The 13,911-nt window shown below is 70.1% G+C and carries 17 protein-coding genes; 13 read left to right on the plus strand and 4 right to left on the minus strand.

What is annotated here, in order from left to right:
• Nucleotides 1-43: 43 nt before the first annotated feature.
• The 3 genes from HJD23_RS32660 to HJD23_RS32670 all read left to right on the plus strand — a co-directional run bounded on the left by HJD23_RS32660 (nucleotide 44) and on the right by HJD23_RS32670 (nucleotide 2,360).
• Nucleotides 44-355, plus strand: coding sequence for a hypothetical protein (locus HJD23_RS32660; protein WP_171108972.1), 312 nt, complete (start codon nucleotides 44-46; stop codon nucleotides 353-355).
• Nucleotides 356-497: 142 nt separating this feature from the next.
• The gene (locus HJD23_RS32665) at nucleotides 498-1,604 is read left to right on the plus strand and encodes an amidohydrolase family protein (RefSeq protein ID WP_171108970.1); all 1,107 of its coding nucleotides are present in this window, start codon (nucleotides 498-500) and stop codon (nucleotides 1,602-1,604) included.
• Between the two features lie 18 nt (nucleotides 1,605-1,622).
• Complete coding sequence (locus HJD23_RS32670; protein WP_171108968.1) at nucleotides 1,623-2,360, plus strand: nucleotidyltransferase domain-containing protein; 738 nt, start codon at nucleotides 1,623-1,625, stop codon at nucleotides 2,358-2,360.
• Here the strand turns inward: HJD23_RS32670 and HJD23_RS32675 are convergent.
• From HJD23_RS32675 to HJD23_RS32685, 3 genes are read right to left on the minus strand one after another with little or no spacing between them, the layout of a single operon-like run.
• The gene (locus HJD23_RS32675) at nucleotides 2,315-3,340 is read right to left on the minus strand and encodes a COX15/CtaA family protein (RefSeq protein WP_171108966.1); all 1,026 of its coding nucleotides are present in this window, start codon (nucleotides 3,338-3,340) and stop codon (nucleotides 2,315-2,317) included. The genes HJD23_RS32670 and HJD23_RS32675 overlap by 46 nt on opposite strands.
• A 58-nt stretch (nucleotides 3,341-3,398) precedes the next feature.
• Complete coding sequence (locus HJD23_RS32680; protein ID WP_197973586.1) at nucleotides 3,399-4,115, minus strand: ABC transporter permease; 717 nt, start codon at nucleotides 4,113-4,115, stop codon at nucleotides 3,399-3,401.
• A gap of 59 nt (nucleotides 4,116-4,174) precedes the next feature.
• Complete coding sequence (locus HJD23_RS32685) at nucleotides 4,175-5,098, minus strand: ABC transporter ATP-binding protein (protein ID WP_171108962.1); 924 nt, start codon at nucleotides 5,096-5,098, stop codon at nucleotides 4,175-4,177.
• 207 nt (nucleotides 5,099-5,305) lie between these two features.
• Between HJD23_RS32685 and HJD23_RS32690 the strand changes: the two genes are divergently transcribed.
• The 8 genes from HJD23_RS32690 to HJD23_RS32725 all read left to right on the plus strand — a co-directional run bounded on the left by HJD23_RS32690 (nucleotide 5,306) and on the right by HJD23_RS32725 (nucleotide 11,888).
• On the plus strand, nucleotides 5,306-6,043 hold the full coding sequence (locus HJD23_RS32690) for an ArsR family transcriptional regulator (RefSeq protein ID WP_171108960.1): 738 nt from the start codon (nucleotides 5,306-5,308) through the stop codon (nucleotides 6,041-6,043).
• Nucleotides 6,040-7,461 (plus strand): Fe-S cluster assembly protein SufB, encoded by a 1,422-nt coding sequence (gene sufB, locus HJD23_RS32695; protein ID WP_171108958.1) that lies wholly within the window; start codon nucleotides 6,040-6,042, stop codon nucleotides 7,459-7,461. The genes HJD23_RS32690 and sufB overlap by 4 nt, the downstream gene beginning before the upstream one ends.
• A 90-nt stretch (nucleotides 7,462-7,551) precedes the next feature.
• On the plus strand, nucleotides 7,552-8,736 hold the full coding sequence (gene sufD, locus HJD23_RS32700) for a Fe-S cluster assembly protein SufD (RefSeq protein ID WP_171108956.1): 1,185 nt from the start codon (nucleotides 7,552-7,554) through the stop codon (nucleotides 8,734-8,736).
• The gene (locus HJD23_RS32705) at nucleotides 8,733-9,053 is read left to right on the plus strand and encodes a non-heme iron oxygenase ferredoxin subunit (protein WP_171108954.1); all 321 of its coding nucleotides are present in this window, start codon (nucleotides 8,733-8,735) and stop codon (nucleotides 9,051-9,053) included. Before sufD ends, HJD23_RS32705 begins: the two co-directional genes overlap by 4 nt.
• Before the next feature lie 7 nt (nucleotides 9,054-9,060).
• A complete protein-coding gene (sufC, locus tag HJD23_RS32710; RefSeq protein WP_171108952.1) occupies nucleotides 9,061-9,825 on the plus strand; it encodes a Fe-S cluster assembly ATPase SufC in 765 nt (254 codons plus the stop codon).
• Nucleotides 9,822-11,078: a cysteine desulfurase gene (locus HJD23_RS32715; RefSeq protein ID WP_171108950.1), complete on the plus strand. Its 1,257-nt coding sequence runs from the start codon at nucleotides 9,822-9,824 to the stop codon at nucleotides 11,076-11,078. Before sufC ends, HJD23_RS32715 begins: the two co-directional genes overlap by 4 nt.
• A gap of 16 nt (nucleotides 11,079-11,094) precedes the next feature.
• The gene (gene sufU, locus HJD23_RS32720; RefSeq protein ID WP_171108948.1) at nucleotides 11,095-11,559 is read left to right on the plus strand and encodes a Fe-S cluster assembly sulfur transfer protein SufU; all 465 of its coding nucleotides are present in this window, start codon (nucleotides 11,095-11,097) and stop codon (nucleotides 11,557-11,559) included.
• Complete coding sequence (locus tag HJD23_RS32725; protein WP_073942328.1) at nucleotides 11,556-11,888, plus strand: metal-sulfur cluster assembly factor; 333 nt, start codon at nucleotides 11,556-11,558, stop codon at nucleotides 11,886-11,888. The genes sufU and HJD23_RS32725 overlap by 4 nt, the downstream gene beginning before the upstream one ends.
• Nucleotides 11,889-11,920: 32 nt before the next feature.
• Here HJD23_RS32725 and HJD23_RS32730 read toward each other — a convergent pair whose 3' ends face one another.
• A complete protein-coding gene (locus HJD23_RS32730) occupies nucleotides 11,921-12,811 on the minus strand; it encodes an AbfB domain-containing protein (protein WP_171108946.1) in 891 nt (296 codons plus the stop codon).
• A gap of 188 nt (nucleotides 12,812-12,999) precedes the next feature.
• On the opposite strand from HJD23_RS32730, the gene HJD23_RS32735 reads away from it, so the two are divergent.
• Together HJD23_RS32735 and HJD23_RS32740 are read left to right on the plus strand one after the other, a co-directional pair.
• Entirely contained in the window at nucleotides 13,000-13,320 is a 321-nt protein-coding gene (locus tag HJD23_RS32735; RefSeq protein ID WP_171108944.1) for a multidrug efflux SMR transporter, read from the plus strand.
• Complete coding sequence (locus tag HJD23_RS32740; RefSeq protein WP_171108943.1) at nucleotides 13,320-13,889, plus strand: TetR family transcriptional regulator; 570 nt, start codon at nucleotides 13,320-13,322, stop codon at nucleotides 13,887-13,889. The genes HJD23_RS32735 and HJD23_RS32740 overlap by 1 nt, the downstream gene beginning before the upstream one ends.
• Nucleotides 13,890-13,911 lie beyond the last annotated feature (22 nt).

Genomic DNA, 13,911 nt, shown 5'->3' on the forward strand with positions numbered 1-13,911 from the left:
CCCTCCCTTTCCCTATGGGCTACTCGCCGGTAGCATCCTGGCCATGGGAGACACGCAGCAGGTGGACGAGCGCCGGGTGGCCCGGCTCGCCAAGCAGATCAACGCCTTCGCCAAGGCCCACGGAGGGGCGGAGGCCCAGGTCGCCTATCTCGGGCAGCGCGGCGCCCGGATCGTGCTGGTCGGTGAGGACGGCGGCTGGGGCGACCTGGTGGCACCGACGTACGCGACCGCCGAGAAGGCGGTGGAGAAGTCCGGCCTCACGGCGCACGAGGCGTTCGACGGCGAGTTCGCGGCGAAGGTGAAGACCGGCCCGTACGAGTGGAAGCGGATGGCCGGGATCCAGATCGGCGGCTGAGCGGCACTCCCTCCCCGGGCTTTCCCAGCCTTTCGCGGGTATTTCCCGGACGTTCTTCCGAGGGCGCGGAGAACGCAACACCTGACACCCGGTTCACCCGTTAGGACTCGTAGGAGTACGTGGTCCAGTCCCGGGAGTCCGGATGATCGAAACGCCGTCCCTCGTGGACCAGTACTGCCACGGCGTGCTGAGAACGGAGCTGGGCCTCGGCACCTTCGAGGCCCAGCTGGCCCGCACCGAGGGCCCGCCCGCCCCCGGCACCACCCTCTTCGACACCCAGACCGGCTTCGCGGTACGCCGCTGGTGCCCCCCGCTGCTCGGCCTGGAACCGCACTGCCCGCCCGCCCGCTATCTCGCCCGGCGTCGCGAACTCGGCGTACTGGAGGCGGCCCGGCGGCTGCTGCGCGGCAGCGGCATCACGACGTACCTCATCGACACCGGACTGCCCGGCGACCTGACCAGCCCCGCCGAGATGGCCTCGACCGCGACCGCCGATGCGCGTGAGATCGTCCGCCTGGAACTGCTGGCCGAGCAGGTCGCCGACACCTCCGGCACCGTCGAGTCGTTCCTGGCGAACCTCGCCGAGTCGGTGCACGGGGCCGCGGCGAACGCCGTCGCCTTCACCTCGGTCGCGGGCGTCCGGCACGGCCTCGCGCTCGCGCCCGAGCCGCCGGGTGCGGGTGAGGTGCGGGGCGCGGCGGGCCGCTGGCTGGCCGGTCGGCGGGTCGGCGGCGAGCTGAGCGACCCGGTGCTGCTGCGGCATCTGCTGTGGATCGCGGTCGCCTCCGGCCTGCCCCTCCAGCTGCACGCCGGGCTCGGTGAACCGGGCCTGCGCATCGACCGTACGGACCCCGTGCTGCTCACGGACTTCGTCCGCGCGACGGCCGGCATGGGCACCGACCTGATCCTGCTGCACGGCTACCCGTACCACCGCCACGCCGCCCACCTCGCCGGCGTCTTCCCGCACGTCTACGCCGACTCCGGCGCCGCCCTGGTCCGCACCGGCGCCCGCGCCGCCACCGTCCTCGCCGAGATCCTGGAACTGGCCCCCTTCGGCAAGATCCTCTTCTCCAGCGGCGCCCAGGGCCTGCCCGAGCTGCACGTCGTGGGCGCCCGCCTGTTCCGCGAGGCCCTCGCCCGCGTGCTGGGCACCTGGGTGACGGAGGGCGCCTGGTCCCTGACGGACGCCCAACGGGTCGCGGGCCTGATCGCGGCGGGGAACGCGCGCAGGGTGTACGGGCTGGACTGAGCCGCACAGAATGGGCGGATGCCGACCCAGGACTTACTCGACCGGTTCCTCGCCGAGCTCGGGCCGCTGGAGCCGCTCGCCGTCTGGGCGCACGGTTCGCTCGCCGGTGGCGATTACCAGGAGGGCCGTAGCGATCTCGACCTGATCGCGTTGCTGCCGGGACCTGTGACGCCGGTCACCGCATGGCGGGTCGCGACGCTGCACAGCCGCCTGCGTGCCGAGCCCCTCGCGGCCAAGCTGCACTGCAGCTATCTGACGCCCGGTGCGTCGGCCGACTCCCGGCGGCCGCACCTCACCTGGGCGCACCGGCGGTTGATGCGCCGCCCGGTCACCCCCGTGAGCCGCCGGGAACTGCACGCCTTCGGCCGCGTGCTGTACGGCGTCCCGCCGGCGGACGTGCTCCCACCCGTCCCGGACCACGAGCTGAACGGCTTCGTCGTACGCGACCAGCGGGACTTCTGGCGGCCCGCCGTACGCCGGTCGCCGCTGTGGACGCGGGACGCCTGGGTCGACGTAGGGCTGACGACCTTCGCCCGGGCGGCCGTGACGCTGCGGGACGGGCGGTTGATCTCCAAGCGGGAGGCGCTTGAGGTGCTGCCGGGCCTCGGGGCGCCCGCGGAGGTGGTCGAGGACATCCGCGGGCGGCGGTACGGCGATCCCGCGCCGCCCGCCCCGGAGTGGACCGCGCGGCGGGGCGAGCTGACGCGGAGCTACCTGGGGCCGGCCATCGACGCGCTGGTGGCGGCGTACTCCTGAGGCGCAGGTGCGTCGGTCGGGGTGTCCGTCGGGCGTTCGCGCAGGGACAGGGCCACGCGCACGACCGCGATCCACACCAGGCAGGAGCCGAGCATGTGCAGGGCGACCAGGAGTTCGGGGAGGTCCGTGAAGTACTGGACGTAGCCGATGACGCCCTGGGCGAGCAGGATCAGGAACAGGTCGCGGGTGCGGTTCAGGGGGCCGCGCGGGGCGTCGACGGCCTTGAGGACGAACCACAGTGCGAAGGTCAGCGTCACCACGATCCACGCCAGCACCGCGTGCACCTTGCTGACGGTCTCCCAGTCCACCGGCATGCGCGGTACGTCGCTGGAGTCACCCGCGTGCGGGCCTGCCCCGGTGACCACCGTGCCGACCATGATCAGCAGGACGCTCGCGGCGATCAGGCACCACACCAGCTGCCGCACGGCCTTGCCGACCAGCGGCCGCGCCTCCCCGTCGCCCTCCCGGATGCGCTGCCACATCAGCGCGGCGACGGTGATCAGCGCCGTGGTGGCGAGGAAGTGCGCGGCGACCGTGTACGGGTTGAGGCCCACCAGCACCACGATGCCGCCGAGCACGGCGTTGCTCATGACGACCCAGAACTGTGCCCAGCCCAGCCGGGTCAGGCTGCGCCGCCACGGCTTCTGCGCGCGGGCCGCGATGATCGCCCAGCCGACCGCCGCGCACAGCACGTACGTCAGCATGCGGTTGCCGAACTCGATGACGCCGTGCAGGCCCATCTCGCGGGTCGCGGTGAGCGAGTCGTCCGTGCACTTCGGCCACGTCGGGCAGCCGAGGCCGGAACCGGTCAGCCGGACCGCGCCGCCGGTCACCACGATGACCACCGACATGACGAGGGCGGCGAGAGCCGCTCGCTGAACCGTCCTGGTGGTGGGGGTCCAGCGGGCGGCGATGAAGGCGAGGGGGTTGCGCAACGCCGCTGTGGCGTCGGCGCGGGTCAGCTTTGGCACGCGCACCATCGTAGGGGGGCCGCTTGTGCACGCGTTCACGAGGGTCCCCGGCCCCGGTCGGCGTGCGCTACTCCCAGCGGAAGAACCGGCCCGCCGCCGCCAGGCCCACCACCGACCACCCGGCCAGGATCCCCAGGTCGCCCCACGGCATCCCGCCCCCGTGCTGGAGCACGTCCCGCAGCCCGTCCGACAGCGCCGAGATGGGCAGCAGGCCCAGCACGCTCTGCGCCGCGTCGGGGAACTTGTCCAGCGGGACGATCACCCCGCCGCCGACGAGCAGCAGCAGGAAGACGAGGTTCGCGGCGGCCAGCGTCGCCTCCGCCTTGAGCGTGCCCGCCATCAGCAGACCGAGGCCGGAGAAGGCGGCCGTACCCAGGATCAGCAGGAGCAGCACGGCGAACGGGTTGCCCTGCGGCGACCAGCCCAGCGCGAGGGCGATCACCGTCACGAGGATCACCTGGAGCACCTCGACGACCAGCACGGACGCGGTCTTCGCGGTCATCAGGCCCCAGCGGGGGAGCGGGGAGGACGCCAGCCGCTTCAGCACGCCGTACCGGCGTTCGAAGCCCGTCGCGATGGCCTGGCCCGTGAACGCCGTCGACATCACGGCGAGCGCGAGGATGCCGGGGGCGAGGAAGTCGACGGCCTTTCCCTCGCCGGTGTCGACGATGTCGACGGTGCTGAAGAGCACCAGCAGCAGCGTCGGGATGATCACCGTCAGCAGCAGCTGCTCGCCGTTGCGCAGCAGCATCTTCGTCTCCAGCGCCGCCTGCGCCGCGATCATGCGGGGGAGGGGAGCCGCGCCGGGCCTGGGTGCGTACGTGCCTTTTTCGGCCGTCGTGGTCACGAGCGCAGCTCCTTGCCGGTCAGCTCCAGGAAAACGTCCTCCAGGGTGTGCCGTTCCACCGAGATCCGGTCCGGCATCACCCCGTGCTGGGCGCACCACGACGTCACCGTCGCCAGCAGCTGGGGGTCGACCTTGCCGACGACCCGGTACGAGCCCGGCGTCAGCTCGGCGGCCGCGCAGTCCGCGGGGAGCGCCTTGAGCAGGGAGGCGATGTCGAGGCCGGGGCGGCCGGTGAAGCGCAGGGTGTTCTCGGCGCCGCCGCGGCACAGCTCCTCGGGGGAGCCCTGGGCGACGACCCGGCCGGCGTCGATGATCGCGACGTCGTCGGCGAGCTGCTCGGCCTCGTCCATGTAGTGGGTCGTGAGGATCACGGAGACGCCGTCCGCGCGCAGGTCCCGTACCAGGTCCCACGTGGCCCGGCGGGCCTGCGGGTCAAGACCCGCCGTCGGCTCGTCCAGGAACACCAGCTCCGGGCGGCCGACGACGGCCATGGCCAGCGCCAGCCGCTGCTGCTGGCCCCCGGAGAGGCGGCGGTACGTCGTCCGGCCGCAGCTGCCGAGGCCGAGGCGTTCGATCAGGGCGTCCACGTCCAGCGGGTGCGCGTGCAGCCGGGCCACATGGCGGAGCATCTCGTCCGCGCGGGCGCCGGAGTAGACGCCGCCCGACTGGAGCATCACGCCGACCCGCGGCCGCAGCTCGCGGGACTGCCGCACCGGGTCGAGGCCCAGGACGCGCACCGTGCCCGAGTCCGGCCTCCGATACCCCTCGCAGGTCTCGACCGTGGTCGTCTTGCCGGCCCCGTTGGGACCGAGCACGGCGGTGACGCCCGCCCGGGCCTGCAGGTCCAGGCCGTTCACCGCGGTCTTGTCGCCGTACCGCTTCACCAGGGCCTGCACCTGGACCACGGGCTCACTTCGCATGGGTCCAGAGTCTAGGTTCGCGGCCCGCGCCCGCGGGGGGCGGGGGCCGGATCCGGCCGGTGACCTGGAACCCCTCCGACTAGGCACGATGATCGATCAAAGATCGTTTCCGCAGGTCAGCTTAGGTATACCTAAGTGACGCAGGGCACCGTCCGGCGGGCAGGACGCCGCTTGCCTGCCTCTGAGGAATTACGCAACAATGGCGTTGTGAAAAACGTCGGCGAGGCTCGGGTGACCCCCACGGGGACCCCTCAGGAGGAGCTCGCGACCGGGGAGCGCTCCACGCGCAACCGGGTCGCGCGGTCCATCCTGGACCACGGCCCGTCGACCGTCGCCGAACTCGCCGGACGGCTCGGACTCACCCAGGCGGCCGTACGCCGGCACCTGGACGCGCTGGTCGCCGACGATGTCGTCGAGGCACGCGAGCAGCGGGTGTACGGAGCGCGCACGCGCGGCCGGCCCGCCAAGGTGTTCGCCCTCACCGACTGCGGCCGGGACGCCTTCGACCAGTCGTACGACAAGCTCGCCGCCGACGCGCTGCGCTGGATCGCCGAGCGTGAGGGCGGCAGCGAGGCGGTCGCCGCCTTCGCCCGCGCCCGGATCGCCGCCCAGGCAGCCGCGTACCGGAAGGCGGTCGAGGCGGCCGCACCGGAGAAGCGGACGGAAGCGCTGGCCAAGGCCCTGAGCGTGGACGGGTACGCTGCTACGGCGCGCAGCGCGCCCACCGGCGAGCAGCTGTGCCAGCACCACTGCCCGGTCGCCCACGTCGCCGAGCAGTTCCCGCAGCTGTGCGAGGCCGAGACCGAGATCTTCGCCGAGCTGCTCGGTACGCATGTCCAGCGGCTGGCCACCATCGCGCACGGCGACGGTGTCTGCACGACGTTCATCCCCAAGACTTCCAAGACCCACAACACCGCAAGCACGGCCGGGAGGAACCCCGCATGACTCTCCCCACGGAGACTGCCCACCCCGAACTCGAGGGCCTGGGCAAGTACGAATACGGCTGGGCCGACTCCGACGAGGCCGGCGCTTCGGCACGTCGCGGCCTGGACGAGGACGTCGTCCGGGACATCTCCTCGAAGAAGAGCGAGCCGGAGTGGATGACCAAGCTCCGCCTCAAGGGCCTGAAGCTCTTCGAGAAGAAGCCCATGCCGAACTGGGGCTCGGACCTGTCGGGCATCGACTTCGACAACATCAAGTACTTCGTGCGCTCCACGGAGAAGCAGGCGGAGTCCTGGGAGGACCTGCCCGAGGACATCAAGAACACCTACGACAAGCTCGGCATCCCCGAGGCGGAGAAGCAGCGCCTCGTGGCCGGTGTCGCCGCGCAGTACGAGTCGGAGGTCGTCTACCACCAGATCCGCGAGGACCTGGAGGAGCAGGGCGTCATCTTCCTCGACACCGACACCGCGCTGAAGGAGCACCCGGAGCTCTTCAAGGAGTACTTCGGGACCGTCATCCCGCCCGGTGACAACAAGTTCGCGTCGCTGAACACCGCCGTGTGGTCGGGTGGCTCCTTCATCTACGTCCCGCCGGGCGTGCACGTGGAGATCCCGCTCCAGGCCTACTTCCGGATCAACACCGAGAACATGGGCCAGTTCGAGCGGACCCTGATCATCGTCGACGAGGGTGCCTACGTGCACTACGTCGAGGGCTGCACCGCGCCGATCTACAAGTCGGACTCGCTGCACTCCGCGGTCGTCGAGATCATCGTCAAGAAGAACGCCCGCTGCCGTTACACGACCATCCAGAACTGGTCGAACAACGTCTACAACCTGGTCACCAAGCGCGCCGTGGCCTACGAGGGCGCGACCATGGAGTGGGTCGACGGCAACATCGGCTCCAAGGTGACGATGAAGTACCCGGCCGTCTACCTGATGGGCGAGCACGCCAAGGGCGAGACCCTGTCCATCGCCTTCGCGGGCGAGGGCCAGCACCAGGACGCGGGCGCCAAGATGGTCCACATGGCGCCGAACACCTCGTCCAACATCGTGTCGAAGTCCGTGGCGCGTGGCGGTGGCCGTACGTCCTACCGCGGTCTGATCGAGATCGGCGAGGGCGCTCCGGGTGCGAAGTCCAACGTGCTCTGTGACGCTCTGCTCGTCGACACCATCTCCCGGTCCGACACGTACCCGTACGTGGACGTCCGTGAGGACGACGTGTCCATGGGCCACGAGGCGACCGTCTCCAAGGTCTCCGAGGACCAGCTCTTCTACCTGATGAGCCGTGGTCTGAGCGAGGACGAGGCGATGGCGATGATCGTGCGCGGCTTCGTCGAGCCGATCGCCAAGGAGCTGCCCATGGAGTACGCCCTTGAGCTCAACCGGCTGATCGAGCTGCAGATGGAAGGCGCGGTCGGCTAAGACCCGCCCTCCGGTCCAGCAGCAGGCGGCCCGCCTCTCCGGGGCGGGCCGAAGATCGCAAAACGTAGGAAAGAGAGCAGACCGACAGCCATGGCTGAGGCTCAGAACATCCCGGTGGGCTCCACCACCGCCGGCTCGATCGCGGTCGCCGCGGAGTCGACCGTCGTCTCGCGCATGAGCGCGCCCCCGTCCTTCGACGTGGCGGACTTCCCGGTCCCGCACGGCCGTGAGGAGGAGTGGCGGTTCACCCCGCTGGAGCGCCTGCGCGGCCTGCACGACGGCACCGCCGTCGCCACCGGCGAGGGCGTGAAGGTCGAGGTGGAGGCCCCCGAGGGCGTCACCGTCGAGACCGTCGGCCGCGACGACGCGCGGCTCGGCAAGGCCGGCACCCCGGTGGACCGCATCGCCGCCCAGGCGTACTCGGCGTTCGAGAAGGCCGGGGTCGTCACCGTCCCCAAGGAGACGGTCCTCACCGAGCCGATCCGCATCGCCGTGCACGGCCAGGGCGGCATCGCCTACGCCCACCAGGTCATCGAGCTGGGAGCCTTCGCCGAGGCCGTCGTCGTCATCGACCACACCGGTGACGCCGTGCTCGCCGCCAACGTCGACTACATCCTGGGCGACGGCGCCAAGCTGACCGTCGTCTCCGTCCAGGACTGGGACGACAAGGCCGTGCACGTGGCCCAGCACAACGCCCTCGTCGGCCGCGACGCCGGCTTCAAGTCGGTCGTCGTCACCTTCGGCGGCGATCTCGTACGGCTGCACCCGCGCGTGACCTACGCGGGCACCGGCGGCGAGGCCGAGCTGTACGGCCTGTACTTCACGGACGCCGGCCAGCACCAGGAGCACCGCCTGCTGGTCACCCACAACACCCCGCACTGCAAGTCGAACGTCGCCTACAAGGGCGCGCTCCAGGGCGACGGCGCGCACGCGGTGTGGATCGGCGACGTGCTGATCGAGGCCAAGGCCGAGGGCACGGACACGTACGAGATGAACCGCAACCTGGTCCTGACGGACGGCGCGCGGGTCGACTCGGTGCCGAACCTGGAGATCGAGACCGGCGAGATCGTCGGCGCCGGTCACGCGTCCGCCACCGGCCGTTTCGACGACGAGCAGCTCTTCTACCTGATGGCCCGCGGTATCCCGGAGCACGAGGCCCGCCGACTGGTGGTCCGCGGCTTCTTCGCCGGGCTGGTCCAGCAGATCGGCGTCCCGGACATCGAGGAGCGGCTCATCGCCAAGATCGAAGAGGAGCTGGAGGCGTCGGTCGCATGACCACGTTCGTACGCGCGTGCGCGCTGAGCGAGCTGGAGGAGGACACCCCGAAGCGGGTGGAACTCGACGGCACGCCGGTGTCCATCGTGCACACCGAGGGCGAGGTGTTCGCGATCTACGACATCTGCTCGCACGCGAACGTCTCGCTCTCCGAGGGCGAGGTGGAGGACTGCCAGATCGAGTGCTGGCTGCACGGCTCGTCCTTCGACCTGCGCACCGGCAAGCCGTCCGGCCTCCCCGCGACGCGCCCCGTCCCCGTATACCCCGTAAAGATCGAAGGGGACGACGTTCTCGTCTCCCTCACCCAGGAGTCCTGAGGCACCCATGGCAACGCTTGAAATCCGAGACCTGCACGTCACCGTCGAGGCCGACAACGCCACGAAGGAGATCCTCAAGGGCGTCGACCTCACCGTGAAGCAGGGCGAGACGCACGCCATCATGGGCCCCAACGGCTCGGGCAAGTCGACCCTCGCCTACTCCCTCGCGGGTCACCCGAAGTACACGATCACCGAGGGCACCGTCACCCTCGACGGCGAGGACGTCCTGGAGATGTCCGTCGACGAGCGCGCCCGCGCCGGCCTGTTCCTGGCGATGCAGTACCCGGTCGAGGTCCCCGGCGTCTCGGTCTCCAACTTCCTCCGCACCTCCGCCACCGCGATCCGCGGCGAGGCCCCCAAGCTGCGCACCTGGGTGAAGGAGGTCAAGGAGGCCATGGAGCGCCTCAACATGGACCCGGCCTTCGCCGAGCGCAACGTCAACGAGGGCTTCTCCGGCGGCGAGAAGAAGCGCCACGAGATCCTCCAGCTGGAGCTGCTCAAGCCGAAGATCGCGATCCTCGACGAGACCGACTCCGGCCTGGACGTCGACGCGCTGCGGGTCGTGTCGGAGGGTGTGAACCGCGTCCGTGAGACGGGCGAGGTCGGCACCCTGCTGATCACCCACTACACGCGCATCCTGCGCTACATCAAGCCCGACTACGTCCACGTCTTCTCGGCCGGCCGCATCGCGGAGTCCGGCGGCGCCGAGCTCGCCGACAAGCTGGAGGAAGAGGGCTACGAGGCATACACGAAGGGTGGCGCATCCGCGTGACACAGCTGCCGGGCCTCCTCGACACCGAGGCGATCCGCAAGGACTTCCCCGTCCTGGACCGACTGATCCACGACGGCAAGAAGCTTGTGTACCTGGACAACGCGGCGACCTCCCAGAAGCCGCGTCAGGTGCTGGACGCCCTGAGTGAGTACTACGAGCGCTACAACGCCAACGTCCACCGCGGTGTGCATGTGCTCGCCGAGGAGGCCACGGCGCTGTACGAGGGCGCGCGCGACAAGGTCGCGGAGTTCATCAACGCGCCCAGCCGCGACGAGGTGATCTTCACCAAGAACGCCTCGGAGTCGCTGAACCTCGTGGCCAACATGCTCGGCTGGGCCGACGAGCCCTACCGGGTGGACTCCGACACCGAGATCGTCATCACGGAGATGGAGCACCACTCCAACATCGTGCCGTGGCAGCTGCTGGCGCAGCGCACGGGCGCGAAGCTGAAGTGGTTCGGCCTCACCGACGACGGCCGGCTCGACCTGTCCAACATCGACGAGATCATCACGGAGAAGACGAAGATCGTCTCCTTTGTGCTGGTGTCCAACATCCTCGGCACCATGAACCCGGTCGAGGCGATAGTGCGCCGCGCGCAGGAGGTGGGCGCGCTGGTGTGCGTCGACGCCTCGCAGGCCGCGCCGCACATGCCGCTGGACGTGCAGGCTCTGCAGGCCGACTTCGTGGCCTTCACCGGCCACAAGATGTGCGGCCCGACGGGCATCGGCGTGCTGTGGGGCCGCCAGGAGCTGCTGGAGGACCTGCCTCCGTTCCTCGGCGGCGGCGAGATGATCGAGACGGTGTCGATGCACTCGTCGACGTACGCCCCGGCACCGCACAAGTTCGAGGCGGGTACGCCGCCGATCGCGCAGGCGGTCGGCCTGGGCGCGGCGATCGACTACCTCAACTCGATCGGCATGGACAAGATCCTCGCCCATGAGCACGCGCTCACCGAGTACGCGGTCAAGCGGCTGGCGGAGGTCCCCGACCTGCGCATCATCGGCCCGACCACGGCCGAGGACCGCGGAGCCGCGATCTCCTTCACCCTCGGTGACATCCACCCGCACGACGTGGGCCAGGTTCTCGACGAGCAGGGCATCGCGGTCCGCGTGGGCCACCACTGCGCGCGCCCGGTCTGCCTGAGGTACGGAATTCCTGCGACCACGCGAGCGTCGTTCTATCTGTACTCCACGCCGGCCGAGATCGACGCACTGGTCGACGGCCTGGAGCACGTACGGAACTTCTTCGGCTGACGGGACGAGCGATCGCATGAAGCTGGATTCGATGTACCAGGAAGTCATCCTGGACCACTACAAGAACCCGCACGGGCGGGGCTTGCGGGATGGCGACGCCGAGGTGCACCACGTGAACCCGACGTGCGGTGACGAGATCACTCTCCGAGTGAAGTACGACGGTACGACGATCAGCGACGTCTCGTACGAGGGCCAGGGCTGCTCCATCAGCCAGGCGAGCGCGTCCGTACTGAACGACCTGCTGGTCGGCAAGGAGCTTGCCGAGGCGCGGAAGATCCAGGAGACCTTCCTGGAGCTGATGCAGTCCAAGGGGAAGATCGAACCGGACGACGCGATGGAGGACATCCTGGAGGACGCGGTCGCGTTCGCCGGAGTCTCCAAGTACCCGGCCCGGGTGAAGTGCGCCCTCCTGAGCTGGATGGCGTGGAAGGACGCGACGGCCCAGGCGCTGGGCGCCGACGCCGAAAGGAAGACGGCATGAGCGAGACCGTGGAGATGAAACCGGCCTCGGAGGAGGAGCTCCGCGAGGCCCTGATGGACGTCGTCGACCCCGAGCTGGGCATCGACGTCGTCAACCTCGGCCTGATCTACGGCATTCACATCGACGACTCCAATGTGGCGACCGTCGACATGACCCTGACGTCCGCGGCCTGCCCGCTCACCGACGTCATCGAGGACCAGGCCAAGTCCGCGACGGACGGCCTGGTCAGCGAACTGCGCATCAACTGGGTCTGGATGCCGCCGTGGGGCCCGGACAAGATCACGGACGATGGGCGGGAGCAGCTGCGGGCGCTCGGGTTCAACGTCTGAGCCTGCTCGCAGGTTGGTTCTCGTACGTCCTTTCAGTGGCCCCCGGTATACCGCCGGGGGCCACTGTCGTACCCGTGGTCGTTCCCCGTCCCGGTCACGTCGGTCACCAGGCGGAAGGCCGTATCGGCGTAGTACTGGCCGTTGTGCTGGAACGGGTCCAGGCGCAGCCGGAAGTCCCAGTGGCGCAGGAAGCGGCCGGGGTAGTTGACGGACTCCAGGGCGATCGCGTCGGAGTAGCCCAGGGAGCGGGGGCAGAACGTGGCGTCCTGCCGGAACAGCCCGGAGCCGTCGTGGCCCTCGGCCCGCAGGACGAACTCGCGGTGGCGGAGGTAGTCGCCGTCGGCCGTGACGAAGGAGTAGCAGGAGGCGTCGGCAAGGCCCTTGACGAGTTTGAGGGTGGCGTCCTGGCGGGCCGAGGACGAGGTGATCGTGTCGAGGGTGACCCGACCGTCGCTCACGCGCCAGTAGCGATCCGGGTAGTTGACCGAGTTGACGAAGCGCCAGGTCGCGGAACTCGCGGGCGGCTTCGGGTTGTTGGAGGACGTGGCGCCGGGGGCGGGGGACGTGGGCGGTGTGTTCGCGGTGGGGGTGGGGCTCGGCTGCCCGGACGCGGTCCGCGAGGGCTGGGCGGACGACAGGCCGCTCTTGCCGGGGGGTGGGGTCGTGCCCGTGGCGGAGGGGCTGGCGAAGGAGATCAGGCCGGGTATGGTCGCGCCGTCCGTGGGGGCGGGTGGCGCGCTCTTGGGTGACATGTCGTCAGGGTGCGTCTCCATGACGATCACTGCGGTCACGCAGACGACGACCGTGGCCATGGCGAGGGCGCCCGCCAGCCAGAGGCGCCGGGTTCCGGGGACCCGGGAGGTGTCCGGGGTCCAGTTGTTCTCCCACGGCTGCTGCGGGGGTGGGGTGGTGCTTTCGGGCATGCGCGATTCCTCCAGGGGCGCGCGGGGAAGGGCACGGCCGCGACTGGCCGGTATGTGAGCGCTGAAACATTAGTGGACGGTGTGGCGCTTGAGCAGGCTGATTCGGAAAGCGTTTCCGCATTGGTTCGAGTCACCAGCCTGTGAGCCTTTATGTACGGCTGTACACATCGTTGTGTACCCTCGTACACATGGGATTCCTCTTGCTCGCCGGAGCCATCGCCGCAGAGGTCGCCGCCACGACCGCCATGAAATACAGCCACGGCTTCACCCGGCTGTGGCCCTCGCTGATCACCGCCCTCGGGTACGTGGTCGCGTTCGCGCTGCTGGCCCAGACCCTGAAAACGATTTCCGTCGGCACGGCGTACGCGATCTGGTCCGGCGTCGGCACCGCGGCGATCGCGGTGATCGGGATGCTGTTCCTCGGCGAGGGGATGACCGTGGCCAAGGCCGCCGGGATCGCGTTGATCGTCCTGGGAGTCGTGGTGCTCAACCTGGGCGGTGCGCACTGATGGGCCGGCGCTACGACCCCGAGCGGCGGCAGCGCATCATCGACGCGGCGATCCGCGTGGTCGGCGCCAAGGGGATCGCCGGGCTGAGCCACCGGTCCGTCGCCGCGGAGGCCGATGTGCCGCTCGGTTCGACGACGTACCACTTCAAGACCCTGGACGACCTGCTGGTCGCGGCGCTGCGGCAGGCGAACGAGGGCTTCGCCGAGCTGGTCGCCGGGCGCGAGTCGCTGACCGATCCGGGGACCGACCTGGCCGCCGAGCTCGCCGCCCTGCTGGGGGAGTGGCTCGCGGGCGACCGAGCGGGCGTGGAGCTGGAGTGCGAGCTGTACCTCGCCGCGCTGCGCCGCCCGGCGCTGCGGCCGGTGGCCGCGGAGTGGGCCGAGAACGTGAGCGAACACCTGGCCGGCCGCACCGACCCGGCGACCACTCGGGCGTTGCTCGCGCTGATGGACGGCATCTGTCTGCAGGTGCTGGTGACGGGGGTGGCGTACGAGGAGGGGTGGGCGCGGGAGGTCCTGGGGAGGGTGATCCGGACTGGCGGCGGGCCCACCACCGCGCCCGCCACCTGAGACATCCCCTCGCTGGTTCGCA

This window comes from Streptomyces sp. Z423-1 (assembly GCF_013009255.1).
GTDB lineage: Bacteria > Actinomycetota > Actinomycetes > Streptomycetales > Streptomycetaceae > Streptomyces > Streptomyces gossypiisoli.

Bases quoted from the DNA above. Each gene is read 5' to 3' on its own strand.
- HJD23_RS32680 (WP_197973586.1), bottom strand. From the start codon at position 4,115: ATGATCGCGGCGCAGGCGGCGCTGGAGACGAAGATGCTGCTGCGCAAC.
- HJD23_RS32740 (WP_171108943.1), top strand. From the start codon at position 13,320: ATGGGCCGGCGCTACGACCCCGAGCGGCGGCAGCGCATCATCGACGCG.
- sufB (WP_171108958.1), top strand. From the start codon at position 6,040: ATGACTCTCCCCACGGAGACTGCCCACCCCGAACTCGAGGGCCTGGGC.
- HJD23_RS32735 (WP_171108944.1), top strand. From the start codon at position 13,000: ATGGGATTCCTCTTGCTCGCCGGAGCCATCGCCGCAGAGGTCGCCGCC.
- HJD23_RS32660 (WP_171108972.1), top strand. From the start codon at position 44: ATGGGAGACACGCAGCAGGTGGACGAGCGCCGGGTGGCCCGGCTCGCC.
- sufU (WP_171108948.1), top strand. From the start codon at position 11,095: ATGAAGCTGGATTCGATGTACCAGGAAGTCATCCTGGACCACTACAAG.
- HJD23_RS32705 (WP_171108954.1), top strand. From the start codon at position 8,733: ATGACCACGTTCGTACGCGCGTGCGCGCTGAGCGAGCTGGAGGAGGAC.
- sufD (WP_171108956.1), top strand. From the start codon at position 7,552: ATGGCTGAGGCTCAGAACATCCCGGTGGGCTCCACCACCGCCGGCTCG.
- HJD23_RS32665 (WP_171108970.1), top strand. From the start codon at position 498: ATGATCGAAACGCCGTCCCTCGTGGACCAGTACTGCCACGGCGTGCTG.
- sufC (WP_171108952.1), top strand. From the start codon at position 9,061: ATGGCAACGCTTGAAATCCGAGACCTGCACGTCACCGTCGAGGCCGAC.
- HJD23_RS32685 (WP_171108962.1), bottom strand. From the start codon at position 5,098: ATGCGAAGTGAGCCCGTGGTCCAGGTGCAGGCCCTGGTGAAGCGGTAC.
- HJD23_RS32730 (WP_171108946.1), bottom strand. From the start codon at position 12,811: ATGCCCGAAAGCACCACCCCACCCCCGCAGCAGCCGTGGGAGAACAAC.
- HJD23_RS32670 (WP_171108968.1), top strand. From the start codon at position 1,623: ATGCCGACCCAGGACTTACTCGACCGGTTCCTCGCCGAGCTCGGGCCG.
- HJD23_RS32675 (WP_171108966.1), bottom strand. From the start codon at position 3,340: ATGGTGCGCGTGCCAAAGCTGACCCGCGCCGACGCCACAGCGGCGTTG.
- HJD23_RS32725 (WP_073942328.1), top strand. From the start codon at position 11,556: ATGAGCGAGACCGTGGAGATGAAACCGGCCTCGGAGGAGGAGCTCCGC.